Annotated in this window: 26 protein-coding genes and 1 pseudogene; 13 read left to right on the top strand and 14 right to left on the bottom strand. The window is 70.3% G+C overall.

Annotated elements, in window-relative coordinates:
* Positions 1-137: 137 nt before the first annotated feature.
* Positions 138-539: a hypothetical protein gene (locus VNW53_RS04885; protein ID WP_325553970.1), complete on the bottom strand. Its 402-nt coding sequence runs from the start codon at positions 537-539 to the stop codon at positions 138-140.
* A 124-nt stretch (positions 540-663) separates the two neighbouring features.
* Here VNW53_RS04885 and VNW53_RS04890 point away from each other — a divergent pair, with 124 nt between their 5' ends.
* A complete protein-coding gene (locus VNW53_RS04890) occupies positions 664-3,015 on the top strand; it encodes a DNA translocase FtsK (RefSeq protein WP_325553971.1) in 2,352 nt (783 codons plus the stop codon).
* Here VNW53_RS04890 and VNW53_RS04895 read toward each other — a convergent pair.
* Together VNW53_RS04895 and VNW53_RS04900 are read right to left on the bottom strand one after the other, a co-directional pair.
* Entirely contained in the window at positions 3,012-3,509 is a 498-nt protein-coding gene (locus tag VNW53_RS04895) for a hypothetical protein (protein WP_325553972.1), read from the bottom strand. The two genes, VNW53_RS04890 and VNW53_RS04895, sit on opposite strands and share 4 nt — an antisense overlap.
* Positions 3,510-3,792: 283 nt before the next feature.
* Complete coding sequence (locus VNW53_RS04900; protein ID WP_325553973.1) at positions 3,793-4,047, bottom strand: excinuclease ABC subunit B; 255 nt, start codon at positions 4,045-4,047, stop codon at positions 3,793-3,795.
* A gap of 105 nt (positions 4,048-4,152) precedes the next feature.
* On the opposite strand from VNW53_RS04900, the gene VNW53_RS04905 reads away from it, so the two are divergent.
* Together VNW53_RS04905 and xth are read left to right on the top strand one after the other, a co-directional pair.
* A complete protein-coding gene (locus VNW53_RS04905; protein WP_325553974.1) occupies positions 4,153-4,812 on the top strand; it encodes an outer membrane lipoprotein carrier protein LolA in 660 nt (219 codons plus the stop codon).
* Between the two features lie 239 nt (positions 4,813-5,051).
* A complete protein-coding gene (gene xth, locus VNW53_RS04910) occupies positions 5,052-5,858 on the top strand; it encodes an exodeoxyribonuclease III (RefSeq protein WP_325553975.1) in 807 nt (268 codons plus the stop codon).
* Between the two features lie 58 nt (positions 5,859-5,916).
* Here xth and VNW53_RS04915 read toward each other — a convergent pair whose 3' ends face one another.
* Entirely contained in the window at positions 5,917-6,600 is a 684-nt protein-coding gene (locus VNW53_RS04915) for a response regulator transcription factor (protein ID WP_325553994.1), read from the bottom strand.
* 59 nt (positions 6,601-6,659) lie between these two features.
* Here VNW53_RS04915 and VNW53_RS04920 point away from each other — a divergent pair, with 59 nt between their 5' ends.
* Together VNW53_RS04920 and VNW53_RS04925 are read left to right on the top strand one after the other, a co-directional pair.
* Positions 6,660-7,181, top strand: coding sequence for a L,D-transpeptidase family protein (locus VNW53_RS04920; RefSeq protein ID WP_325553976.1), 522 nt, complete (start codon positions 6,660-6,662; stop codon positions 7,179-7,181).
* Between the two features lie 220 nt (positions 7,182-7,401).
* Entirely contained in the window at positions 7,402-7,857 is a 456-nt protein-coding gene (locus VNW53_RS04925; protein ID WP_325553977.1) for a hypothetical protein, read from the top strand.
* Here VNW53_RS04925 and VNW53_RS04930 read toward each other — a convergent pair.
* Positions 7,854-8,528: a YggS family pyridoxal phosphate-dependent enzyme gene (locus tag VNW53_RS04930; protein ID WP_325553978.1), complete on the bottom strand. Its 675-nt coding sequence runs from the start codon at positions 8,526-8,528 to the stop codon at positions 7,854-7,856. The genes VNW53_RS04925 and VNW53_RS04930 overlap by 4 nt on opposite strands.
* A gap of 19 nt (positions 8,529-8,547) precedes the next feature.
* Between VNW53_RS04930 and VNW53_RS04935 the strand changes: the two genes are divergently transcribed.
* Positions 8,548-9,153 carry a thiamine phosphate synthase gene (locus tag VNW53_RS04935; protein ID WP_325553979.1) on the top strand — a complete coding sequence of 202 codons (606 nt, stop codon included), beginning with the start codon at positions 8,548-8,550 and terminating at the stop codon, positions 9,151-9,153.
* On the opposite strand, the gene VNW53_RS04940 is transcribed toward VNW53_RS04935, so the two are convergent.
* Positions 9,143-9,556, bottom strand: a complete 414-nt coding sequence (locus VNW53_RS04940) for an NtrZ family periplasmic regulatory protein (RefSeq protein WP_325553980.1) — start codon at positions 9,554-9,556, stop codon at positions 9,143-9,145. The genes VNW53_RS04935 and VNW53_RS04940 overlap by 11 nt on opposite strands.
* Positions 9,557-9,825: 269 nt before the next feature.
* Here VNW53_RS04940 and VNW53_RS04945 point away from each other — a divergent pair, with 269 nt between their 5' ends.
* The 5 genes from VNW53_RS04945 to VNW53_RS04965 all read left to right on the top strand — a co-directional run bounded on the left by VNW53_RS04945 (position 9,826) and on the right by VNW53_RS04965 (position 15,809).
* Positions 9,826-10,302, top strand: coding sequence for a DUF3576 domain-containing protein (locus VNW53_RS04945; RefSeq protein WP_325553981.1), 477 nt, complete (start codon positions 9,826-9,828; stop codon positions 10,300-10,302).
* Between the two features lie 85 nt (positions 10,303-10,387).
* A complete protein-coding gene (gene leuS / locus VNW53_RS04950) occupies positions 10,388-12,970 on the top strand; it encodes a leucine--tRNA ligase (protein ID WP_325553982.1) in 2,583 nt (860 codons plus the stop codon).
* Position 12,971: 1 nt separating this feature from the next.
* Entirely contained in the window at positions 12,972-13,568 is a 597-nt protein-coding gene (lptE, locus tag VNW53_RS04955) for an LPS assembly lipoprotein LptE (RefSeq protein ID WP_325553983.1), read from the top strand.
* Between the two features lie 5 nt (positions 13,569-13,573).
* Positions 13,574-14,626, top strand: a complete 1,053-nt coding sequence (holA, locus tag VNW53_RS04960; protein WP_325553984.1) for a DNA polymerase III subunit delta — start codon at positions 13,574-13,576, stop codon at positions 14,624-14,626.
* 106 nt (positions 14,627-14,732) lie between these two features.
* On the top strand, positions 14,733-15,809 hold the full coding sequence (locus VNW53_RS04965; protein ID WP_325553985.1) for a hypothetical protein: 1,077 nt from the start codon (positions 14,733-14,735) through the stop codon (positions 15,807-15,809).
* Between the two features lie 6 nt (positions 15,810-15,815).
* Here VNW53_RS04965 and VNW53_RS04970 read toward each other — a convergent pair whose 3' ends face one another.
* From VNW53_RS04970 to VNW53_RS05000, 7 genes are all read right to left on the bottom strand, one after another.
* Positions 15,816-16,322: a GNAT family protein gene (locus VNW53_RS04970; protein ID WP_325553986.1), complete on the bottom strand. Its 507-nt coding sequence runs from the start codon at positions 16,320-16,322 to the stop codon at positions 15,816-15,818.
* Between the two features lie 10 nt (positions 16,323-16,332).
* Positions 16,333-17,202, bottom strand: a complete 870-nt coding sequence (locus VNW53_RS04975) for a ParB/RepB/Spo0J family partition protein (protein ID WP_325553987.1) — start codon at positions 17,200-17,202, stop codon at positions 16,333-16,335.
* Between the two features lie 10 nt (positions 17,203-17,212).
* Positions 17,213-18,001: an AAA family ATPase gene (locus tag VNW53_RS04980; protein WP_325553995.1), complete on the bottom strand. Its 789-nt coding sequence runs from the start codon at positions 17,999-18,001 to the stop codon at positions 17,213-17,215.
* 7 nt (positions 18,002-18,008) lie between these two features.
* Positions 18,009-18,674: a 16S rRNA (guanine(527)-N(7))-methyltransferase RsmG gene (rsmG, locus tag VNW53_RS04985; RefSeq protein WP_325553988.1), complete on the bottom strand. Its 666-nt coding sequence runs from the start codon at positions 18,672-18,674 to the stop codon at positions 18,009-18,011.
* The gene (gene mnmG, locus VNW53_RS04990) at positions 18,652-20,502 is read right to left on the bottom strand and encodes a tRNA uridine-5-carboxymethylaminomethyl(34) synthesis enzyme MnmG (protein WP_325553989.1); all 1,851 of its coding nucleotides are present in this window, start codon (positions 20,500-20,502) and stop codon (positions 18,652-18,654) included. Before mnmG ends, rsmG begins: the two co-directional genes overlap by 23 nt.
* 204 nt (positions 20,503-20,706) lie before the next feature.
* Positions 20,707-22,011, bottom strand: a complete 1,305-nt coding sequence (gene mnmE, locus VNW53_RS04995) for a tRNA uridine-5-carboxymethylaminomethyl(34) synthesis GTPase MnmE (RefSeq protein ID WP_325553990.1) — start codon at positions 22,009-22,011, stop codon at positions 20,707-20,709.
* Between the two features lie 4 nt (positions 22,012-22,015).
* The gene (locus tag VNW53_RS05000; protein ID WP_325553991.1) at positions 22,016-22,261 is read right to left on the bottom strand and encodes a DUF6489 family protein; all 246 of its coding nucleotides are present in this window, start codon (positions 22,259-22,261) and stop codon (positions 22,016-22,018) included.
* Positions 22,262-22,356: 95 nt separating this feature from the next.
* On the opposite strand from VNW53_RS05000, the gene VNW53_RS05005 reads away from it, so the two are divergent.
* Positions 22,357-23,052, top strand: coding sequence for a dienelactone hydrolase family protein (locus VNW53_RS05005; RefSeq protein ID WP_325553992.1), 696 nt, complete (start codon positions 22,357-22,359; stop codon positions 23,050-23,052).
* On the top strand, positions 23,052-24,026 hold the full coding sequence (locus VNW53_RS05010) for a quinone oxidoreductase (protein WP_325553993.1): 975 nt from the start codon (positions 23,052-23,054) through the stop codon (positions 24,024-24,026). Before VNW53_RS05005 ends, VNW53_RS05010 begins: the two co-directional genes overlap by 1 nt.
* 195 nt (positions 24,027-24,221) lie before the next feature.
* On the opposite strand, the pseudogene VNW53_RS05015 reads toward VNW53_RS05010, so the two are convergent.
* Positions 24,222-24,638: pseudogene (locus VNW53_RS05015) on the bottom strand (transcription termination factor Rho); the annotation flags it as partial.

Below are 24,638 nucleotides of genomic sequence, written 5' to 3' on the forward strand. Positions count from 1 at the left end.
CGCGCGGCTTGTTCGGCAGCAGGGGCTCGATCAGCCGCCACTCCACTTCGCTCAGATCGTATCGCGCCATCCCAGGCTCCTTTCGGAAGCCTTGAATCAAGCGTCGACCTCAGCCGCAACCTTTATGGGTTCAGAACCTAGTGCGGCGCCTCGTCGGGCGACGGGGCCGGCGGCGCTTCGCTGGGCGCGGCGGCGACCTGCGCGGGGGCGGCGGCCACGGCGGTCGGCGGCGCGGTCGCTGCGGCGGCGCGGGCCTCGTCCTCGGCCTCCTGCTTGGCCTCCTTGTCCGCCTCGAGCTTTTCCTTCTCCTCGGGCGTCAGTTCGCGGGCCGGGGCCGCGCCTTCGATGCGTTCGGCGCCGAGCGGCACCGCCTCGGTCGCCACCAGCGACGCCGCGCCGGCGCTGCCCGCCGCCCGCTCGCCCGGCATGCGACCGCGGGACGGGGCGTTCACGACACCCAGGGTGAAGGCGGAAAGCGCCACCACGGCGATCAGTCCCGCGACCACCTGAAGCACCCGATGCGGCATCGTCCATTGCATGGGCGCGACCCTAATGCCGGGGCCGTGGCTCGGCAAATCGCCCGTGCGCCCGGGGGCAAAGTAAATGCCGGTTAACCATCCGCGCGCGAAACAGGGCGGGTGATTTGAGTGGAGCGGCTTTGGCATGGCGCGGACGGCGCGGAAGACCGGCATGGCCCTGGCCTGGCACATCGCGGGCCTGGCCTGGTCGCATCCGGGGACGGCGCGGTTGCGCGGCGGGATCACCGCGGCGGCCGGGGCGGCGCTCGCCGTGGCCTTCGCCACCTATAACGCCGCCGACCCCAGCCTGAACGCCGCCAGCCCGGCGGCGCCCGCCAATGCGCTGGGCGGGCCCGGCGCGGCGCTGGCCGACCTCGGCGTCCAGTCCCTGGGCCTGGCCTGCGCCTTCCTGGCCCTGACCGTGGTGGTCCTGGGCCTCTGCCGCGCCGCCGCCGGCGAGCCGGCCGCCAGCCGCCGGTCGCTTCGCCTGCGCGCCCTGGCGGGCGTCGTGGGCGTCCTGGCGCTGGCGGCGGCCCTGGCCTGGCCCGCGCCGCCCGCCGCCTGGCCGCTGGCCAAGGGGCTGGGCGGCCTGTGGGGCGACGCCCTGCTCAGCGGCCTGTCGCGCCTGCTCGCCTTCGCCCACCTGCCGCTCGCCCGGCCGATCGCCGCGGTGGCGTTCGCCGCCGTGGGCCTGGCGGCGCTGGCCTACGCCATCGGCCTGCGGCCGTCGGAGCTGCGCACCCTGGGCGACTGGCTGTCCGCCGCCCTCACGCCGAAGCCCAAGGCGGCGGCCGCGGCGGCCGCGAGGCCGGAACGCGCCGCCAGGGTCTCGGCCCGGGAGCGCCGCGAAGGCGGCATCCCCGACGCCGCCCTCGATCCGGCTCCCCTCGCTCAGGACCCCGGCGACGGCCCCAAGGTGCGGGCGCCCAAGACGGCGGCCAAGGAGAGCCCCCGCGAACAGCGCGAGGCCCAGTCGACCTTCGAGTTCGTCCGGCCCGGCGGCTTCCTGCTGCCCGAGCTTTCCATGCTGGCCAAGCCCAAGCCCCGCGCCGCCCAGTTCGACGAAGGCGCGCTCCGCCAGAACGCCCAGCTCCTGGAAAGCGTCCTGGCCGAGTTCGGCGTCCGCGGCCAGGTGGACCAGATCCGCCCCGGGCCCGTGGTCACGCTCTACGAACTGGTGCCGGCGGCCGGGGTGAAATCCGCCCGCGTCGTCGCGCTCAGCGACGATATCGCGCGCTCCATGAGCGTCGCCGCCTGCCGGGTCTCGGTGGTGCCGGGCCGCAACGCCATCGGCATCGAGCTGCCCAACCAGAAGCGCGAGACAGTCTACCTGCGCGACCTGCTGGCCAGCTCCGAATACGAGCGCGGCGGCCAGACCCTGCCCATGGCGCTCGGCGAGACCATCGGCGGCGAGCCCTACATCGCCGACCTCGCGCGGATGCCCCACCTGCTGATCGCCGGGACCACCGGCTCGGGCAAGTCGGTCGGCGTCAACGCCATGATCCTGTCGATCCTCTACCGCCTGCCGCCGGACCAGTGCCGGATGATCATGATCGACCCGAAGATGCTGGAGCTCAGCGTCTACGACGGCATCCCGCACCTGTTGGCGCCGGTGGTGACCGATCCGAAGAAGGCCATCGTGGCGCTGAAGTGGACCGTCCGCGAGATGGAGGACCGCTACCGCCGCATGTCCAAGATCGGCGTGCGCAATGTCGCCTCCTACAACGAGCGCGCCAAGGAGGCCGCCGCCAAGGGCGAGCACTTCGAGCGCACGGTCCAGACCGGCTTCGACGAGGCCGGACGGGCGATCTACGAGAGCGAAAAGATCACGCCCGAGCCCATGCCCATGCTCGTGGTGATCATCGATGAGGTCGCCGACCTGATGATGGTGGCCGGCAAGGACATCGAAGGCGCCGTCCAGCGCCTGGCGCAGATGGCGCGGGCCGCGGGCATCCACCTGATCATGGCCACCCAGCGCCCCTCGGTGGACGTGATCACCGGCACCATCAAGGCCAACTTCCCGACCCGGATCAGCTTCCAGGTCACCTCCAAGATCGACAGCCGCACCATCCTGGGCGAGCAGGGCGCCGAACAACTGCTGGGCCAGGGCGACCAGCTCTACATGGCCGGCGGCGGGCGCATCACCCGCCTGCACGGACCCTTCGTCAGCGATGGAGAGGTGGAGGCGGTGGCCAAGTTCCTGCGCGAGCAGGGCCAGCCGCAATACCTTGAGGAAGTCACCGCCGCCGCGGACGAGGACGGCGAGGCGGGCGATCTGGGCTTCGGCGGCGGGGACGGCGAGTCCAACGACCTCTACGACCGCGCGGTGGCGGTGGTCACCCGCGACGGCAAGGCGTCGACCAGCTACATCCAGCGCCGCCTGCAGATCGGCTACAACCGCGCCGCCTCGCTGATGGAGCGGATGGAGCAGGAGGGCGTGGTCGGCCCAGCCAACCACGCCGGCAAGCGCGAGATCCTGGTCAGCGCGGCGCCTTAAGTCGATGCGCTGTCAGCGAAGCGTCGATATCGCTCCAGCGTTTCGACAAGTGTCGTCGGGTCGAGTTCCCAGCCGCTGCTTATCGTGGCGTCGAAGCCGGTCCAGCTAGCGCGCATATTGGGACTTGGCGCCCTGCCGACCCTGAAGCTGTAACCGACTAGCGAATCGATCAGCGGCGGACGCGGCGGCACGAGCCCGAACCTGTCAATATCGGCCCAAAGAAGCCGACGAGCAGGCCAGCCGCTGACCTTCCAGGTCAGTCCCGTAGCGTCGAGAGTCAAAGTTGATGGGATCGCGGCCCTCACGGCGAAGATACCTGTGGCGAAAACAGCCAAGCCAATGAGCACCCAGACATAGAGCGACATGCCCCAGGCGCCCATTCGGGCGAACATCCATGCGGACGTCGCGCACATTGCCATGACAACAGAGAGCATCCGCATCTGACCTGCGGCGGTGCTTTTGATCCGCAATGTCGGCAGTGCATTCTGGTCCAAGGCAGGCTCCTCGCGGAGCCAAACCCCCAGGGCCGCCAAGGTCAAGCTTGGGGTCTTAGCCGAGGCGGACGTTGGCCTGCATTCATTCGAATGCTGGATAGCCCTGAAGCCCATGGTTGATTGCGAGCTTGGGCCTCTCGGCAAGTCAAGGACGCGCCAAAGGCGCGCCGCGGAGCGGCTGGCTTCGCCAGTCCTTGAGTTGCCGAGAGGCCCAAGCAAATCATGGCCATCATGGACTTAAGGAGCAGTCTGTCCGCGCCGGCCGAGGATGGCGCTTAAGGCCTCAGCGGCTCCGCCGGCCGCCCGGCTTGTGGCCCTTGGTCATCGGGTCGGGCTTCTTCGGCAGGGCCCGCGGGGGATCGCGGCGGTAGTCCTCCTGGCTCGTGCCCAGGCCCATCCGCCCCGGCTGCTGTTCGCGCAGCGGGCTTTCGCCGGATCTCAGGCGCGCGATGGCGTCGGCGAGAAGGTCTGCGGTCTCGACGTCGCCCACGGCGCGGGCCTCGGCTTCGCGGGCTTCGAGCTTTGCGATGGGGTCCATGGCGCACCAACCTAGCATGGCGCGGCTCCGTTGCGCCGAGCCGGGACACCAATCGGTGTTCCGGGCGCCTTGCGGCCGCCATGCCGCGCGGCCACCTTGGATCCCATGAGAACGCCGACCCCGACCACCCGCCGCCAGCTCATCGCCCTGGTCGCGGCCGCCGCCCTGACGCCCGCCGCCGCCCTGGCCGCGGCCGCCCCGCCCGCGCCGGCCCTGACGGCGGAGGACCAGGCGCTGGTGGACAAGGCGGTGGCCTATCTTCAGGGCCTCACCGAAGCCAAGGGCCGCTTCACCCAGACCGACGCCCGCGGCGCGGTCACCACCGGCGAGCTGTTCCTCAAGCGCCCGGGCAAGGCGCGCTTCGCCTACGATCCGCCGGCGGGCCTGCTGGTGGTCTCCGACGGCGGGCGGGTGATCGTTTCCGACAGCCGGCTGAACACCTTCACCGCCTATCCCCTGGGGGCGACGCCGCTGTCGCTGTTCCTGGCCAAGACCATCCGGCTCGACAAGGGCGTGCAGGTGACCCGCGTCAGCCGCGCGGCCGACGGCTTTTCGATCACCGCCCGCGACGGCAAGCGCGAGACCGCCGGCCAGATCACGCTCACCTTCCGCGACACGCCCATGTCGCTGATCGCCTGGACCGTCACCGACGCCCAGGGCCACACCACGAGCCTGCGCATCAGCGGCCTGCAGGCGGCGTCCGGCCTCGATCCGGCCCTGTTCGTACTCAGGGACCCGCGCCCGAAGCCGGCGACTCAGGGGTGATTGTGACGAATTCATCACGAGCAAGGGCTAACTCTTCGGAGCTTGACTTTTGCTGTCCATGTGGCGTTAATGACACTATCTCGCTAGCGCGGCGTTCGCGCCGGCGGAATCCGTGCCGGAACCTATCCCCTCCCGGCGGCGGCATGAGAGACCACTGAAACGCCCGGGCTTTCTCCAGTGCCCGGGCGTCTCTTTGTCCGCTCCATTCCCATCCCTTACGCCGGAGCCTAAGGAGCGGCATGCGCCTTCGAATCTGCACCTGGAACGTCAACTCCGTACGCCTGCGGGCTGAGCAGGCCGCCCGCTTCGTCGCCGAGCAGGCCCCGGACGTCCTGTGCCTCCAGGAGATCAAGTGCCGCGAGGGCGAGTTCCCGAAGCAGGCCTTCATCGACATGGGCCTGCCGCACCTGAAGATCGCCGGCCAGAAAGGCTGGCACGGCGTCGCCATCGCCTCGCGCCTGCCGCTCGAGGAGGCTCCGCCGCTGGACGTCTGCCGCGAGGGCCACGCCCGCTGCGTCGGCGCGACCGTGGCGGGCGTCGAGATCCACAACTTCTACATCCCGGCCGGCGGCGACGTCCCCGACCGCGCGGAGAACCCGAAGTTCGATCACAAGCTCGACTTCTACGAGAAACTGACCGCCGAACTGTCGAAGCGCGATCCCAAGGCGCCGCTGGCCATCGTCGGCGACCTGAACGTGGCCCCGGGCGAGAACGACGTCTGGAACCACAAGTACATGTCCAAGATCGTCAGCCACACGCCGGTCGAGATCGAGGCCATGGCCGCGCTCCACGCCTCCCTGGGCTTCATCGACCTGAACCGGGAGGCCTATCCGGAGCCGCAGAAGCTGGCCTCGTGGTGGAGCTACCGCGCCCAGGACTTCCGCCAGTCCAACCGCGGCCTGCGCCTGGACCATATCCTGGTGACGCCGGGCCTGCGCGACGCGGCCTTCCGCTCAGGTTCAGCGGCGGCGCGAATCCACGACGACGTGCGGGAGTGGGAACGGCCGAGCGACCACGCTCCGGTCAGCGCGGACCTCGCGCTTTAAGCCTCCTCTCCCCAGCGAAACCCTCTCCCTTCGCGCTACGCGCGAGGGAGAGGAGCTCTCACGGCGCCAGCTTGTACCCACCGGCCTCGGTGAGCAGCAGCTTCGCGTTCGCCGGATCGCTCTCGATCTTCTGGCGCAGGCGGTAGACGTGGGTTTCCAGCGTGTGGGTGGTGACGCCGGCGTTGTAGCCCCAGACCTCGGCCAGCAGCTCCTCGCGCGACACCGGCTTCTCCCCGGCGCGGTAGAGGTATTTCAGGATGTTGGTTTCCTTCTCCGTCAGGCGGATCTTCTTGCCCTGCGGATCGACCAGCATCTTGGCCGAAGGGCGGAACTCGTAGGCGCCCAGGCGGAAGACCGCGCCCTCGGAATGCTCGTAGTCGCGAAGCTGCACCCGGATGCGGGCCAGCAGGACTGCGAACTTGTAGGGCTTGGTGACATAGTCGTTGGCCCCGGCGTCGAGGCCCTGGACGGTGTCGTCGTCCTCGCCGGCGGCGGTCAGCATGATGACCGGGGTCGAAACCCCGCTGGCGCGCATCCGGCGGCAGGCCTCGCGGCCGTCGAAGTCCGGCAGGTCGACGTCGAGCAGGATCAGGTCCGGCCGCTCGGTCTGGGCCAGCCGTACGCCGTCGGCCGCGGTGGCCGCCTCCAGGGTGTCGAAATCCTCGGACTGCAACTGCTCGGCGACGGCGCCGCGCAGGTCCGCGTCGTCATCGACGATGAGGAGGGTCTTGCGTTGGGCCATGACCGGAAGAACATGCACCGTGTCGCCGCCCGCCACCAACCGTATTTAGGAACCGCCGCGTGATCTTCACCGCAACCGCCGATCTGCATGGGCCGGGCGGATGGCTCGACCTGGGCGGACGGCGCGCGCGCTGCGCGCTGGGCAAGGCCGGGGTGACGCCCGCGGCCGACAAGCGCGAGGGCGACCTGGCCTCGCCGGCCGGCGTCTGGCCGATCCGCCAGGTGCTCTACCGGCCCGACCGCGGCGGCCCGCCCCGGACCGCGCTGCCGGCCACGGCGCTCTCGCCGGACGACGGCTGGTGCGACGACCCGGCGGACGCCGCCTACAACCGGGCGGTGAAGCTGCCGTGCGCCGCCAGCCACGAGGCCATGTGGCGCGACGACCATCTCTATGACCTGATCGTGGTGCTGGGCCACAACGACGATCCGCCGGAGCCCGGCATGGGGTCGGCCATCTTCCTGCACCTGGCGCGGGAGGGCTATGCGCCCACCGAGGGCTGCGTGGCGCTGGCCCGGCCGGACCTGGAAGAACTGCTGGCCGCCGCCCGTCCCGGCGACGCCCTGGAGATCCGCGCCGGCTGACCCGCGCCGTTGACAGGCTTGTGGGCCGGATCCAAAAGCCTCGCCCATGGCCCACACGCCCAAAACCGCCCAGCAAAATCAGACCCGCCGTCCGGCGGCGTGGGCGCGCTTGGCCATTTCGAACTAGGTCCTCCAACCCTTCGAAGCCAACCGCCAACCCCGCCCGACCGGCGGGGTTTTTCATGTCGCCGTTCGGGCCTTTCGCCAGCGAGAAGGACCCATGACCACCGTCTTCCGAACCGAGACCGACATCGACCGCGTCGGCCTCGGCCTGATCTACCGCTCGCTCCCCAAGCCGGAATGGACCCACGCCGGCCACTTCGCCGCGGCGCTGTGGCTGTTGCGCCACCGGCCGGACTGGCCGCTCGCCGAGCGAATGCCGCCCCTGATCCGCGCCTACAACGAGGCCACCGGGGTCGAGAACACCGACAGCGGCGGCTACCACGAGACCATCACCCAGGCCTCGCTCGCCGCGGCGCGCGCCGTGCTGGCCACCCATCCGCCGGACGCACCCCTGCACGAGGTGATGGACGCCTTGATGGCAGGACCGCTCGGGCGCTCGGACTGGCCGCTGGCCTACTGGTCGAAGGACCGGCTGTTTTCGGTGGAAGCGCGCCGCAGATGGGTCGAGCCGAACCTGCGGGCCTTCGATCCTGAGGCGATCGCAGCGATCTAGCTGCGCGCCCCGAACACCGCGGAGCCCACCCGCACGCTGGTGGCCCCGAAGGCGATGGCGGTCTCGAAGTCGTCGCTCATGCCCATCGACAGCTTCGCAAGGCCGTTGCGCGCCGCGACCCTGGCCAGCAGGGCGAAGTGCGGCCCGGCCGGCTCGGCGGCCGGCGGGATGCACATCAGGCCCTCCGGCTCCAGGCCGTAGGTCCGGCGGCAGGCGGCGATGAAGGCGTCGGCGTCGGCGGGGATCACGCCGGCCTTCTGCGGCTCCTCGCCGGTGTTCACCTGGACGTAGAGGCGCGGCGCCTTGCCCTGCTTGCCGATCTCCTCGGCCAGCACGCGAGCCAGCTTCTCGCGGTCGAGGGTCTCGATGACGTCGAAGAAGGCCACCGCATCGGCGGCCTTGTTGGTCTGCAAGGGCCCGATCAGGTGCAGCGCGATCTCGCCGCGCCGCTCGGCCCAGCGGGCCTGGGCCTCCTGCACCCGGTTCTCGCCGAACACCTTCTGGCCCGCGGCCAGCACCGGCTCGACCGCCTCCCAGGGCTGCATCTTGGAGACCGCCACCAGGGTCACGCTCTCGGAAGGCCGCCCGGCGGCTTGCGCTGCGCGGGCGATCCGGGCCACGACATCGGCCCAGGCTCTTTCGGAAAGGGCGGCAGGAGGAGGCTGGGCCATTTCGGGTGGGTTCTGGACCTTGGCGAGGACGGCCCAGTTCCTAGGGCGCCGGGCGCGCCGGCGGAAGGGGGCGAGCGCGGTCCTGCCGCCGCTGCTGTTCTTCACCGATCCGGCCAGGACGCCGGACCCGGAAGCGGTCGCCGCCAACCTGCCGCGCGGCGCGGCGGTGGTGTTCCGCGCCTTCGGGGCCCCGAACGCCGAGGCCCAGGGCGCCCGGCTGAAGGCGATCGCCCGGCGCCGCGGCCTGCTGCTGCTGATCGGGGCCGACGCGGACCTGGCCCGGGCGCTGGGCGCGGACGGCGTCCATCTGCCGGAACGCCTGGCGCACCGCGCGCGGCGGGTGAAGGCGGCGCATCCGCGCTGGATCGTCACCGCCGCCGCCCACTCCACTGCCGCCGCGCGACGAGCCCTGGCGGCCGGGGCCGACGCCGTGGTGGTCTCGACGGTGTTCGCGAGCCGCTCGGCCTCGGCGGGAAGGCCGATGGGCGCGCTGCGGCTGGCGATCCTGGTGCGGCGGGCGGGCGGCGCGGTCTACGGCCTGGGCGGCATAGACATGAAAAAGGCCCGCCTCCTGAAGGGAACGGGCCTGACGGGTATCGCCGCGGTGGACGGCCTTAGAACTTGAACTTGGTCTCGAGCTGGACGCGCGGCTGGCTGGTGTCCGGCGTGTTCGGTTTCGGCCCCGGGATCACCTGCTGGTCGCCGAAGGCGAAGGCGCCGCCGACCCGCAGCGCCGGAGTGATCTTGTAATAGGCGCCGGCCTGGATGTCGTTGAGCGTCGTCTGGCGGGTGTCGGGCTGCTGCAGGTTCAGGGTGACGCCCCACCGGCCCTTGGCCGCATCCAGCTTCAGGGCCTGGGTCCCGGCCATGATCGGCGAGGAATCGGCGTGGACGGTGAAGTCGAGCGGCTTGGTCGCGGCGCTTTGAGCCGACGCCGTGGCCGTCGCCGGAGCCGCCTGCGCAGCGCCGCTTGCCGCCCCGGTCAGGGCGGTCATGGCGACCAGCATTGCGAACCGACGGACGGACATGCCCAACATATAGCCCCTCGACGCGGCGTACGCACCCCCGGTCGCCCAAGGTCCGCCACAGTCGAAGCCGATTAGAGAGCCGGACCGGCTAAGGTCAACTTAATCCGCGCGTACAATCACGGGATGCGGCGAAGAACCTCTCCGCCTGTGGCGGCAGGGTCACGCGATTCCTGTTTGGCGAGTGACACGGCATTGTTATAGAGGGCGCGGCGCGGGGCGGCGCCGGGGCGTTGGCTTGGCGCCGCGGGAATCATTGGAGACGGATACATATGCCGTTTGTGCGCGGTACCTGGATGCGTGGCGTTGCGGTGAGCGCCTTGGCTGTCGCCTCGATGGGCGTGGCCGGCTGTTCCCACATCATGCATCCGCTCGGCGGCGGAGAGGGGCCCAAGGCCGTCTCCAACCCCGATTCAGCCGCCCAGATCGGCGTCAACGGCTATCTGTGGCGCGCGACCTTGGACACCCTGTCGTTCATGCCGCTGGCCTCGGCCGATCCCTATGGCGGCGTGGTCATCACCGACTGGTACGTGAACCCGGAAAAGCCGGATGAGCGGTTCAAGTGCACCGTCTACATCCTGGACGCCCGGCTGCGCGCCGATGGGCTGAACGTGGCGGTGTTCAAGCAGAACCGCGACGCCTCCGGCCAGTGGATCGACGCCCCCTCGGCCAGCCAGACCGAGACGGACATCGAGAACGCCATCCTGACCAAGGCGCGCCAGCTTCGACTTTCGAACATCAGGGGCTGAGACGCCCTTCGATCGTTCGCTCGTCGGCGCGCCGCTCCTGAAGAGGCGTTGACCGGACCTCCAACTCCAGTCCAAAGCCTCCTCGATGGCCCGCTACAACCCGAAAGAAACCGAGCCCAAGTGGCGCAAGGCCTGGGCGGACGCCGACGCCTTCCGCGCGGTGATCGATCCTTCGCGGCCCAAGTACTACGTGCTGGAGATGTTCCCCTATCCGTCGGGGCGCCTGCACATGGGCCATGTGCGCAACTATGCGCTCGGCGACGTGATCGCCCGTTTCAAGCGCGCCCGCGGCTTTTCCGTGCTGCACCCCATGGGCTGGGACGCCTTCGGCCTGCCCGCCGAGAACGCCGCCATGGAGCGCGGCGTCGATCCCAAAGGCTGGACCTACGACAACATCGCCCGGATGCGCGCCGAGCTGAAGGAGCTGGGCCTTTCGATCGACTGGTCCCGCGAATTCGCCACCTGCGATCTGGCCTACTACGGGCAGGAGCAGGCGCTGTTCCTGGACCTGTTCGCTCGCGGCCTGGTCTATCGCCGCGAGGGGATGGTCAACTGGGACCCGGTGGACCAGACCGTGCTGGCCAACGAGCAGGTGGTCGACGGCCGCGGCTGGCGCTCCGGCGCGGTGGTCGAGAAGCGCAAGCTGAACCAGTGGTTCCTGCGGATCACCGACTACGCCGACCAGTTGACCGACGACCTGGCGACCCTGGATCGCTGGCCCGAGAAGGTGCGGGTCATGCAGGAGAACTGGATCGGCCGCTCCAAGGGCCTGACCTTCTCCTTCGACTTCGCCGGAAAAGCGCCTGACGGTTTCGAAAAGGGCCTGGAGGTCTACACCACCCGGCCCGACACCCTGTTCGGGGCGAGCTTCGTGGCCATCGCCGCCGACCACCCGCTGGCCGAGCAGGTCGCGGCCGCCAACGACGCAGCCAAGGCCTTCATCGCCGAGTGCAAGAAGGGCGGGGCCAGCCAGGCCGAGATCGACACCGCCGAGAAGCTGGGCTTCGACACCGGCATCCGCGTGAAGCACCCGTTCGACCCGTCCTGGGAGCTGCCGGTCTGGATCGCCAATTTCGTGCTGATGGACTACGGCGCGGGCGCGCTGTTCGGCTGCCCGGCCCACGACCAGCGCGACCTGGACTTCGCCCACAAGTACGGCCTGCCGGTGAAGCCGGTGGTGCTGCCGCCCGGCGAGGACCCCGCGAGCTTCACGATCGGCGACGAGCCCTACCTGGGGCCGGGCGTCATCTACCACTCCGGCTTCCTGGACGGCCTGGACATCGAGGCCGCCAAGGCCGCGGCGATCGCCCGCATCGAGGCGATGGGCAAGGGCCAGGGCGCGACGGTCTTCCGCCTGCGCGACTGGGGCGTGGCGCGCCAGCGCGGCTGGGGCTGCCCGATCCCCGTGGTGCATTGCGACAAGGACGGCGTCGTGCCGCTGCCGAAGTCGGCCCTGCCGGTGGCCCTGCCCGACGACCTGGAGTTCGGAAAACCCGGCAACGCGCTGAGCCGCCACCCGACCTGGAAGCATACGACCTGTCCCAAATGCGGCGGCCCCGCGACCCGCGAGACCGACACGCTCGACACCTTCGTGGATTCCTCCTGGTACTTCGCCCGCTTCGCCAACCCGCACGCGGCCGAGCCGATCGATAAGGCCGCGGCGGACTACTGGCTGCCGGTCGACCAGTACATCGGCGGCATCGAGCATGCGGTGCTGCACCTGCTCTATGCGCGCTTCGTGACCAAGGCCCTGGCCGACGACGGCCAGTTGTCGGTGCGCGAGCCGTTCGCGGGCCTGTTCACCCAGGGGATGGTCACCCACGAGACCTATCGGCGGCAGAGCGGCGAATGGCTGGAGCCGAAAGACGTCGAGGTCCTGGTCGAGGGCAAGGCGCGGCGCGCGCGCCTGATCGAGAACGGGGCCGAGGTGGTGATCGGCGACGTCGAGAAGATGTCGAAGTCCAAGAAGAACACCGTGGCGCCCGAGGAGATCTTCGACGTCTACGGGGTGGACGCCGCGCGCCTGTTCGTCCTCTCCGACAGCCCGCCTGAGCGTGACGCCCAGTGGTCGAACGCCGGCGTGCAGGGCGCCTGGCGGTTCGTGAACCGGGTCTGGGACGAATTCGACAGCCAGCCGGCGGCCGGGGTCGACGGCGCGGCCGACGATGAGGCCGCCACGGCGCTGCGCCGGGCGACCCACAAGCTGATCCGCCAGGTCACCGAGGCCATCGACACCTTCCGCTTCAACTCCGGCATCGCGCGGCTCTACGAGTTCCTGAACCTTTTGAAGGCCAATCCGGCCGCCGGCGCGACCGCCGCCGTGCTGGCCGCTCGCCGCGAGGCGCTGTCGGCCTTCGCCCGGCTGATCGCGCCCTTCACGCCGCACCTCGCCGAAGAGTGCTGGGCGCGGGTCGGCGGACAGGGCATGGTCGCCATGGCGCCGTGGCCCAGCTTCGACGCCGCGCTCACCGAGGACGCGGTGCGGGTGCTGCCGGTGCAGGTCAACGGCAAGCGCCGCGGCGAAATCTCGGCCCCGGCGGGCGCCTCGGCGGCGGACGTGGAGAAGATCGTGCTTGACGACCCCGAGATCGCGCGGCGCCTTGAGGGCCTGACCATCCGCAAGGTGATCGTGGTGCCCGACCGCATCGTCAACATCGTGGCCGCTTGAGATGAGCCGCACGGCGCAGCTCCTGCTGACCGTGGCCGCCGTCGGCGCGAGCCTGGCGCTGGGCGGCTGCGGATTCACTCCGCTCTACGCCGCCCCGGGCGTTGTCCCCAAGCTCGCCGCGATCAACGTCATCCAGCCCAGCGGCCGCGCTGGCTTCCTGATCCGCGAGCACCTGGACGACGCCTTCGCCAAGAACCGCTCGGCGCCGGCGGCCTATTCCATGCGCCTGTCGCTGTCCGAGGCGCGCTATCCGCGCGGCGTGCGCACCGACAACGTCGCCACCCGCTACGAATATGTCCTGACCGCCGACTACACCCTGGCCAACCTGCCGGGCGGCGACGTGGCCAAGAAGGGCCGCGTGCGGGTCGAGGTCACCTACGACTCCGCCGACCAGCCCTATGCCTCCATCGCCGCCGAGCAGGACGCCGAAGACCGGGCGACCACCGAGGCCGCCCGGCGCATCCAGCTTGAGCTCGCCTCGTGGCTGGCCACCGGAGAGCCCTCGCCCAAGAAGCCGCAGAAGGTGATCCCGCCGCCGGCCGACTCCCTGACGCCGACCGACTCCTTGACGCCGACCGGACCGCCGGCCGGAGGCTGAACGCCTTGATCCTCGGCAAGCGCCCGGACATCGAACGCTTCCTGTCGCGGCCCGAGGCCGGTGTCCGCGCCGCCCTGATCTACGGCCGCGACATGGGCGTGGTGCGCGAGCGGGGCCAGGAGCTGGCGGCCAGGATCGCCAAGGACCCCAACGACCCCTTCGACGTGGCCCAGTTGACCGACGGCGACCTCGACGGCGACGCGGGGCGCCTCGAGGCTGAGCTGGCGGCCCAGTCTCTGATGGGCGGCCGCCGGCTTGTGCGCCTGCGGTTCTCCACGGAGAAGGCCAGCCTCGACAAGCTGGTCGCCGAGGCCCTGACCCGCCATGCGGCCGGCGAGCTCAATCCCGACGCCTTCCTGCTGATCGAGGCCGGGGCGCTCGGCCGCGACTCCGCCCTGCGCAAGGTCGCCGAGAAGGCCGCCGGCGCGGCGACCATCCCCTGCTACGAGGACGAGCCGGGCGACGTGGCGCGCCAGGTGCGCGAGGCGCTGGCGAAGGACAACCTGTCGCTCACCAGCGAGGCCTTGGCGCTGTTCGTGGCGCGCATGCCCAAGGAGCGCGGGGTCGCCCGCCAGGAGATGGAGCGTCTGGCGCTCTTCCTTGGCCCGGGCAGCGGCGTCACCGCCACGCCGACCGACCTGGAGCCCTTCCTGGGCGTCGAGCCGGAGGCCTCGCTGTCGGACGCCGCGGCCGACGCCTTCGGCGGCCGGCCGGGCGAGGCGCAGGCCGGCCTGCGGCGCGCCGCGCAGGAAGGCGAGGGCGGCCCGGCCGCGGTGCGCGCGCTCGGCATGCATCTGGGCCGCCTGCGCCGCGCGCTCACCCTGGCCAGGAGCGGCGCCGGCCTGCAGGAGGCGGCCAAGGCGGCCGGCGTCTTCTGGAAGCAGGAGCGGGAGTTCCTGCGCCAGGCGCGGTCCTGGAGCCTGGAGGAACTCGACCGCATCCAGCCCCAGATCCTCGACGCCGACCGCCTGTGCAAAACCGCGGGCTCCCCGGACCAGTTGATCGCCGAGCGTCTCGCCCTGACGGTCGCCAGCCGGGCGCGGCGCCTGGGCCTCTAGCGCGCCCCTTGCCACCGGCCCGGGACGCCGGGATACTTAGGTCCATAAGCAGCAATGACTGCAGGTGGCTCGGGAGGCGGAAATGTTAGCAAAGGGTTTGAAGGCGTTGGCCTTTTCTGCGGTCGCGGGGCTCCTCGCCCTGCCGTCACTGGCCTACGCCCAGCCGCCGGCCCCGCCTAAGACCGCCTACAAGGCGCCGCGCGACGCCTATGGCCATCCGGACCTGCAGGGCGTCTGGACCAACGTCGCGGTCACCCGCCTGGAGCGCAACCCGAAGTATGGCCCTGGCCTGGTGCTGACCGAGGCCGAAACCCGGAAGATCGAGGCCAAGACCCAGGCGCAGATCGATCTCGGCAACAAGCCCACCGACCCGAACGCCAAGGTCACCGACCTGCCGGCCGACTGTTCAGGCGGCCGCGGCACCGACTGCAACTACAACGCCGCCTGGACCGACCCGGGCAGCGTCGTCATGCGGGTGAACGGCCAGCCCCGGAACGGCTTCATCACCTCCACGCCGGACGGCCGGGTGCCGATGCGCAAGGACGTGCATATCAACCTCTACGGCCCCACCCTGAAGGCCGGCGCGAGCCCGAGCGACAACCCCGAGACCCGCGCCTTGGGCGAACGCTGCCTGCTGTCGTTCGGCAATTCGTCGGGGCCGGTGATGCTGCCCGGCCTCTACAACAACACCTATCAGTTCGTGCAGACCAAGGATCGGGTGGTCATCGACGTGGAGATGGTCCACGACGCGCGCATCGTGCGCCTGGACGCCGCGCAGCATCTGCCGGCCTCCGTGCGGCCCTGGATGGGCGATTCGATCGGCCACTGGGAGGGCGACACCCTGGTGGTCGAGACCACCAATTTCCATCCCGAGCAGGCCTTCCGCGGCGCGTCCGAGCACCTGAAGGTCACCGAGCGCTTCACGCGGACCGGCAAGGACCGGATGCACTACGCCTTCTGGGTGGAGGATCCGACGGTCTTCGCCCAGCCCTGGGGCGGCGAATACGAGTTCTCGCGCATAACCGGCCAAGTCTACGAATACGCCTGCCACGAGGGGAACTACGGGCTGGTGGGCATCCTGCAGGGCGCGCGGGAGGAAGAGCGTACGGGCCACAAGACCGCACCGACCAATGTCGACCAGAAGGCCAAGGCGACGGACGCCGAGGACGGCGAGGGCCTGTAGTCGAGCTTAATCCCGGACCCGCGAATAGACGAGGCAGTCGGCCGGCTCGCCTGGGCCCGTGTAGTGCGCCTTTCGAAGAGTGCCTTCGGCGGCATAGCCACAATGCTCAACCGTGCGGGCGTCGGCGAAGTTTTCCACGGCGATGATCAGTTGCAGCCGGTGGCATTCCGGATGCTGCGCGAAGAGCAAGTCGGAGAACAGGCGCAGGGCTTCCGAGCCATAGCCTTTGCCACGGTCGTCTTCGTTGTGAAGGCTGTAGCCGATCTCGAAGCCGTGCACCCGGGGACCCGGCGGGTAGTACTGCATGGTCCCCACGAGACGGTCTTCGACCTCGAAGGCGGCGACCCCGGTCTTTGGAGTCCAGAAGCCGGTCTGGTCGTGGACGGCGCGGGCCCAGGCGAGATCGGTCATGGGCTCGGTGGCCGAGAGGCTAAAAGCGTGCGCAGTGGCGGCCTTGAGGTCAGGGATGCGGATCGTGCGCAGGCGCACGAGCTTGCCTTGAGCCAAAATCATTGGGGCGCGATCATGAGCGGGTCAGCCTTCGGCAGAGCTCGTCGAGCTGTTCGAGGGTGGCGTATTTGATGCGCAGCTCGCCCGCGCCGCCGCGGTCGAGGATGTTGACGCTCATGCCCAGCACGTCCTCCAGGTCGACCTCGAGGGCTGCGGTGTCGGTATCCTTGGACCGGCGCGGCCCCGAGGCCTTGGCGGGTCCGCTGCCGCCCTTGCGCTTGGCTAGGGCCTCGGCGTCTCGGACAGAAAGCCCTTTCTCGACAATGGCTTGCGCCAGCGCCTCCGGTTGATCGGCGCTGAGGATGGCCCGCGCGTGACCGGCGGTGAGGCGGCCATAGAGAACATGGTCCTGCACGTTCGCCGGCAGTTGCAGCAGGCGAAGGGTGTTGGCCACGTGGCTGCGCGACTTGCCGACCGCGGCGGCGGCCTTGTCCTGGGTGTAGGCCATCCGCTTCATCAGCGAGGCGTAGGCCTGGGCCTCCTCCATGGCGTTGAGGTCCTCGCGCTGCACGTTCTCGACGACGGCGATCTCGAAGGCCTTGTCGTCGTCGAGCATCCGCACGAGGGCGGGGATCGCCTTGAGGCCCGCCTGCTGGGCCGCGCGCCAGCGGCGTTCCCCGGCGACGATCTCGAATTCGCCGGCGGTCTTGGGCGAGGGGCGCACCAGGATGGGCTGCAGGACGCCCTTGTCGCGGATCGAGGTCTCCAGCTCGGCGATCTCGGCCTCCGGGAAGTGGCGGCGCGGCTGGTCGGGGTTGCGATGGACCAGCTCGATGGGGATCTCGCGCGCGCCTTCGCCGGCGGCCACGGGCCCGTCGCCGTCGCTCGCGTCGTCCAGCAGGGCGGATAAGCCCCGGCCCAATCCTCTGCGGCCCTCGGCCATCGAAATCCCCTTACGCCGCGACTTTGCGGCGGGCGCGTTCGCGCAGAACCACCTCGCGGGCGAGCCGAAGGTAGGCCTGACTCCCCGCGCATTTCAGATCATAGACCAGCGCCGGCTTTCCGAACGACGGCGCCTCGGAGACCCGCACGTTCCGCGGGATCACTGTCTGGTAGACCGTCTCGCCGAAGTGGTCGCGCACGTCGTTGGCCACCTGGGCCGACAGACCGTTGCGGCGGTCGAACATGGTCAGCACGATCCCCTGGATCTCCAGCTTGGGATTGAGGCTGGTGTGGACCAGTTCGATGGTGCGCATGAGCTGGGTGAGGCCTTCCAGGGCGAAGAACTCGCACTGCAGGGGCACCAGCACCGCGTCGGCCGCCGCCATGGCGTTGACCGTCAGAAGGTTCAGCGAGGGCGGGCAGTCGATCAGCACATAGCTGTAGGTCGCGGCCTCGCGCACCCGGTCGAGCGCGTCGCGCAGCTTGTAGGAACGGCGCGCCTGCTGGGCCAGCTCCATCTCGACGCCCGAAAGGTCCGGATCGGAGGGCACCACGTCCAGGCCCGGCACGGAGGACTTCACCACCGCCTCGCTGAGCGGCTTTTCGCCCATCAGCACGTCGTAGAGGGTGTTCTTGCGTTGCGCCCGGCCGATGCCGAGGCCGGTCGAGGCGTTGCCCTGGGGGTCGCTGTCGATCAGCAGCACCCGCTCGCCCACGGCGGCCAGGGCGGTGCCGAGATTGATGGCGGTGGTGGTCTTGCCCACGCCGCCCTTCTGGTTGGCGACCACCAGGACCCGCATGGGCGGTTCAGGTCTTGCGGGCACGGCCGAGCCTCCTCACACGCACGATGCGGCCTCTGGGGTCGCTTTTGGATGGCACGACGTCGGCCTCATATTCCCAATGCCTGGCCGCCTCCTTCATCTCGGCCACCACGTCCTGTCCCTTGAGGAACAGGCCGGTAGCGCCGGATTGAAGGTAGGGCCGGGCATACCCGAGCAGGCGGTGAAGCGGCGCACAAGCCCGCGCGGTGACGATCTCCACAGTTAGATCGAGGTTTTCCGCACGCGTGTTGTGGACCGTGGCCGGAAGCGTCAGCTCTTCCACCACTTCGGAGAGGAATCTGCAGCGCTTGGTCATGCTCTCCACGAGGTCCACGTGGAAGCCGATCACGCCCTTGCCGAGTATGGCCAGCACCAGGCCGGGCAGACCGGCGCCGGCGCCCAGGTCCGCCCAGGCCCGCGCGTCGGGCGCCAGCCGCAGCAACTGGGCCGAGTCCCAGGCGTGGCGCGACCAGAAGTCGGGCAGGGAGGCTGGGCCCACCAGGTTCATCACCGCGTTGCGTTCCGCCAGGCGGACGCGGAACCGCTCCAGGTCGGCCATCTGGGCGGGCGTCGCGCCGCTGACGGCCGCGAAGCCGTTCGCGTCCATCGGGGCCGCCGGCGCCAGGGGCTCAGGCGGCGCGGCGACGGACATGGGCCAGCAGGGCGGTCAGGGCGCCAGGGGTCACGCCCTCGATCCTGGCCGCCTGGCCAAGGGTCAATGGCTTGACTTGATTGAGTTTTTCGCGGGCTTCGTTGGAGAGGCCGCCGACCCCGCCATAGTCCAGGTCGGCCGGCAGCGTCAGGTCCTCGTCGCGGCGGAAGGCGGCGACGTCGGCGGCCTGGCGATCCAGGTAGCCGGTGTAGGAAGCGTCGATCTCCACCTGCTCGCGAACGGCCGGCGCCCATGCGGCGATCTGCGGCCAGATCCGGGCCAGGTCGTCGAAGCCGATGGTCGGATAGGCCAGGAGCTCGGTGAGGTTCCGCCGTTGCCCGTCGGCCTTCACCGGCAGGCCGGCTTTCTCGGCCGCTGACGGGGTCAGCGTCAGGTTCGCCGCCAGGGCGCGGGCCTCGGCCAGGGCCGCGGCCTTCCGGCCGAACGCCAGGGCGCGGGCAGGGCCCACGACGCCCAGGGCCTCGCCCTTGGCGGTCAGCCGCTGGTCGGCGTTGTCGGCGCGCAGGATCAGGCGGAACTCGGCGCGGCTGGTGAACATCCGATAGGGTTCGGTGACCCCGCGGGTCACCAGGTCGTCGATCAGAACGCCGATATAGGCCTCGTCGCGGGCGAAGGCGGCCGCGTCCAGCCCGGACGCCGCGCGCGCGGCGTTCAGCCCGGCCACCAGTCCCTGGGCGCCCGCCTCCTCATAGCCGGTGGTGCCGTTGATCTGGCCGGCCAGGTAGAGCCCCGGCAGGCGCTTGGCCTCCAGGGTGGGATAGAGCTCGCGGGGGTCCACGTAGTCGTATTCGATGGCGTAGCCGTAGCGGCGCACCCGCACGGCCTCGAGCCCCGCCATGGTGCGCAGGAACAGGTCCTGGGTCTCTTCCGACACCGAGGTTGAGACGCCGTTCGGATAGACCGTGTCGTCGTCCAGGCCTTCCGGCTCCAGGAACACCTGGTGGCTGGTCTTGTCGGCGAAGCGGACCACCTTGTCCTCGATGGAGGGGCAGTAGCGCGGGCCGACGCCGGTCGCCTTGCCGCCATAGACGGCGCTCTCGCCCAGCCGCGCGGCGATGATCCTGTGGGTCTCGGCGTTGGTGTAGGTGATCCCGCAGGCGATCTGCGGCGTGGTGATCGCCTCCGTCAGGAACGAGAAGGGCGTGGGCTCGTCGTCCGCCGCCTGCATCTCCAGCCGGCCCCAGGCGATGGTCGAGCCGTCCAGTCGCGCCGGAGTCCCGGTCTTCAGCCGTCCCATCCGCAGGCCCGAGGCGTAGAGGCGATCGGAGAGGCCGATGGCCGGCGCGTCGCCCACGCGCCCTGCGGGGATGCGTTCGTCGCCCCGGTGGATCACGCCCTTCAGGAAGGTGCCGGTGGTCAGCACCACGCGCCCGGCGCGATAGGCCGCCCCGCTCGCCCCCAGGACGCCCACGACGACGCCGTCCTGGACGATCAGGTCCTCCACCGCCTCCGCGACGAGGGTGAGGTTGGGCGTTTGCGCCAGTTCCGCCTGCATGGCCTCGCGGTAGAGCCGCCGATCGATCTGCGAGCGCGGCCCGCGCACCGCCGCACCCTTCGAGCGGTTCAGCAGGCGGAACTGGATGCCCGCCCGATCGCCCAACCGGCCCATCAGCCCGTCCAGGGCGTCGATCTCCCGCACCAGATGGCCCTTGCCCAGGCCGCCGATGGCCGGGTTGCAGCTCATCTCGCCGATGGTCTCGAGCTTGTGGGTGAGCAGAAGCGTACGCGCGCCGAACCGCGCCGAGGCGGCCGCCGCCTCGCAGCCGGCGTGGCCGCCGCCGATGATGATCACATCCCAGGTCGTCATGGAGCGCTGCATATAGTCGAAGGGAAGCGTTGTTTCACGTGAAACAACGCTTCCCTTCCTTAATGGGGAGGGTGGCGAGCGAAGCGAGACGGGTGGGGCGGTTACGACTGGGCGCTGACTGGGCGCTGACTCGGCGTTCCGGCCCGCGCTTCCCCCACCCTGGCCGCTATCGCGGCCGTTCCCTCGCCATGAAGGCAAGGGAAGCTATTTCCCAATGCAGAACGTCGCGAAGATCCGCCCGAGCACGTCCTCGGGGTCGATGCGGCCGGTGATCCGGTCCAGGGCGCGGGCGGCCAGCCGCACGTCCTCGGCCGCCAACTCCAGGGATTCCTCCTGCGCCAGGGCATGGCGCAGGCGCTCGGCGGCCTCGGTGAGCAGGTCCCGGTGGCGCAGGCGCGTGGCGGCGGGGATTTCCGACCCGCCCAGCGCCTCGACCACCGTCTCGGTCAGCGAGCGCTCCAGCCAGGCCACGTCATTGGGGCTCCGGGCCGTGAACGGCTCGCCGGGCAGCCCCTCCAGGCCCTCGCCCAGGTCCCGCTTGGTCAGGAGCACGATGTCGCCGCGACGCAGGGACGCCGGGACCGCCGGTTCCGGGTCGCCGTAGCCGTCCACCAGCCAGACCCTCAGGCCCGCCGTGTCCGCCCAGGCCTCGGCCCGGCGCACGCCCTCGGCCTCGATTTCGTCGGTCGTGACGCGCAGGCCAGCGGTGTCGGCCACCACCACCTTGTAGCCGCCCAGCACCATCGGCACCTCGATGATGTCCCGCGTTGTGCCCGGTGTCGCCGAGACGATGGCCGCCTCGCGCTTGGCGAGCGCGTTCAGCAAGGTCGACTTGCCGGCGTTGGGCGCGCCGAGGAGGGCGATCCGGAAACCCTCGCGCACCTGTTCGCCCCGCGCCACGTCCGCCGCGGCGGCCTCCAGCTCGTCGGCCAGGATCTCCAGGATCGGCCGCGCCCGCCGGGCGACGTCGACCGGCACCTCCTCGTCGGGAAAGTCCACGGCGGCCTCGAGCATGGCCGAGGCGCGGATGAGCCCGTCGCGCCAGCGCGCCTGCACGTCCGATAGCCGCCCGCCGAGCTGGGCCAGGGCCTGGCGGCGCTGGGCCTCCGTCTCGGCGTCCACCAGATCGGCCACGCCTTCGGCCTGGGCGAGGTCCAGCTTCCCGTGCTCGAAGGCCCGGCGGGTGAACTCCCCCGGCTCGGCCAACCGCAGGCCCTGGGCGGCGAGGGCGTCCGCCAGCGCGCCGACCACCGCCGGGCCGCCATGGACGTGCAATTCGGCGCTGTCCTCGCCGGTGTAGCTGCCGGGCGCCGGGAACCAGAGGACCAGGGCCTCGTCGATCGCCACGCCCTGCGCGTCTGCCAGCGTCCTCAGCGAAGCCCGGCGCGCCGCCGGCAACCGCCCGGCCAGGGCCTGCACCGCGGCCCGCGTGCCGGGTCCCGAGACACGGACCACCGCCACCGCCGCCCGTCCGGCCGCCGTGGCCGGGGCGAAGATGGTGTCGTTCATTTCCCTAAGGACGTTTCTGGGCGGCCGCGTTCATGCCCACTTCCATCAGCTTGCGGAACTGCTCCTGGGCGCCGGCGCCGAAGCTCATCCAGTTCTTCACCAGCTCGTCCGGCGAGATCATCGCCATGTTGGCGTCGATCCGGCCCTTCATCTCATTGACCAGGTGCTCGTTGATCGCGCTGACGTCCGGCAGCCCCATGAACCGGCGCGCCTCCTCCGGCGTGCAATCCACTTCGATGGTCATCTTCATGCCGCAAGCTCCCGCTTCGGATTCCATATGGCCGTCTGGCGGCCTCGCGCGCTAGTAGCGCAGACATCGAGCCTTGCGGAAACCGGAGACCAGCCATGGGCGAGCGCACCACTATCACCACCAAGGACGGCGCCTTCGGCGCCTATGTGGCCCGGCCCGCCAAGCCCAGCGCGCCCGCCATCGTGGTCATCCAGGAGATCTTCGGGGTGAACCAGGTGATGCGCGACGTCACCGACGGCCTGGCCGCCCAGGGTTACCTGGCGATCTGCCCGGACCTGTTCTGGCGGATCGAGCCCGGCATCGACATCACCGACAAGACGGACGCCGAGTGGAAACGGGCCTTCGAGCTGTTCAACGCCTTCGACGTGGACGCGGGCGTCGGCGACATCGCCGCCACCATAGCCCACATCCGCGGGGACGCAGGCTGCAACGGCAAGGTGGGGGCCGTGGGCTATTGCCTGGGCGGTCAGCTCGCCTTCCTCACCGCGACCCGCACCGACGCGGACGCCTCGGTCGCCTACTACGGCGTGGGCCTGGAGAACCGCGTGGCGGAGGCCGAGAAGCTGACCCACTCCTTGCTGATCCATATCGCCGAGGAGGACGAGTTTGTGCCCAAGCCGGCCCAGGCGGTGATCCTGGCGGCGCTGAAGGACCATCCGCAGATCGAGATCCACACCTATCCGGGCTGCAACCACGCCTTCGCCCGCGAGGGCGGGGCGCACTTCGACGCCGCCGCCGCCAAGCTGGCCAACGGCCGGACCCTGCAGTTCTTCCAGAAGGTGCTGGGCTGATGCGGGCGATCCGCTTCGAACAGACCGGCGGGCCGGAGGTGCTGCGTCTCGTGGAGATCGAGGCCCCGACGCCGGGGCCGCGCCAGGTGCTGATCCGCCACGAGGCCATCGGGATCAATTTCATCGAGACCTACCAGCGCTCCGGCCTCTATCCGATGAAACTGCCCTCCGGCCTCGGCAGCGAGGCGGCCGGCGTGGTCGAGGCGGTGGGCGCGGAGGTCACGCGCTTCAAGGTCGGCGACCGGGTGGCGACTGCCGGCTCCGGCCTGCCCGGGGCCTATGCCGACTATTCGGTGGCGCTCGCCGAGCGCACCGTGGCCCTGCCCGACAGCGTCGACTTCCGCACGGCCGCGGCGGCCCTGCTCAAGGGTATGACCACCGAGTTCCTCCTGCGCCGCCTGCATCGGGTCGAGGCGGGCGAGACCATCCTGGTCCACGCGGCCGCCGGCGGCGTCGGCCAGATCATGACCCAGTGGGCCAAGGCCCTCGGCGCCGTGGTGATCGCCACCGTCGGCTCCCAGGAAAAGGCGGCCCGCGCCCGCGAGCTGGGCGCCGACCACGTGATCCTCTACCGCGAGCAGGACGTGGCCGCCGAGGTCCGCCGGATCACCGACGGCAGGGGGGTGCCGGTGGCCTATGACGCGGTGGGCAAGGACACCTTCGAGGGAACCCTGAAGAGCCTCGCGCGGCGCGGCCTGTTCGTCAGCTTCGGCAACGCCTCGGGCCCGCCGCCGCCCGTCGAGGCCCGCCTGCTGATGGTCAACGGCTCGCTGTTCTTCACCCGCCCGACCATGGGCGACTACCAGGCCACCACCGAGGAGCTCGACGCCAGCGCCGCGGCCCTGTGGGAGATGATCGGCTCCGGCAAGGTGAAGATCGAGATCGGCCAGACCTTCCCCCTCGCCGAGGCCCGCAAAGCCCACGAGGCCCTGGAGAGCCGGGCCACGATCGGGGCGAGCCTGCTGATCCCGTGACGGCTCATCCCTCCCCGTTGCGGGGAGGGTGGCGAACGCCAGTGAGACGGGTGGGGAAGCGTGGTCCGGAGCGCGGAGCCAGCGCTTGAACGCGACTGCCCCACCCTGGCCGCTACGCGGCCTGGGGAGGGATGAGCGCCCGATGTTTCACGTGAAACACAAGTAGAACTTGTAGGCCCGGGTAGGGCCGCAGCCCTACGTGTTCATCGACTGGAAGAATTCCTCGTTGGTCTTCGAGGAGCGCAGCTTGTCGAGCAGGAACTCGATGGCGTCCTGGGCGCCCATGGGGCCCAGAATCCGGCGCAGGATGTAGGTCTTGGTCAGGTGCTCCTTGGGCGTGATCAGCTCCTCCTTGCGGGTGCCGGACTTGATCACGTCGATGGCCGGATAGACCCGCTTGTCGGCCACCTTGCGGTCGAGCACGATTTCCGAGTTACCGGTGCCTTTGAACTCTTCGAAGATCACCTCGTCCATCCGGCTGCCGGTGTCGATCAGGGCGGTGGCGATGATGGTCAGCGAGCCGCCTTCCTCGATGTTCCGCGCCGCGCCGAAGAAGCGCTTCGGGCGCTGCAGGGCGTTGGCGTCGACACCGCCGGTCAGCACCTTGCCGGA

Origin of the sequence: Phenylobacterium sp., assembly GCF_035569475.1 — a bacterium.
In the GTDB taxonomy this organism is placed as follows: Bacteria; Pseudomonadota; Alphaproteobacteria; order Caulobacterales; family Caulobacteraceae; genus Phenylobacterium.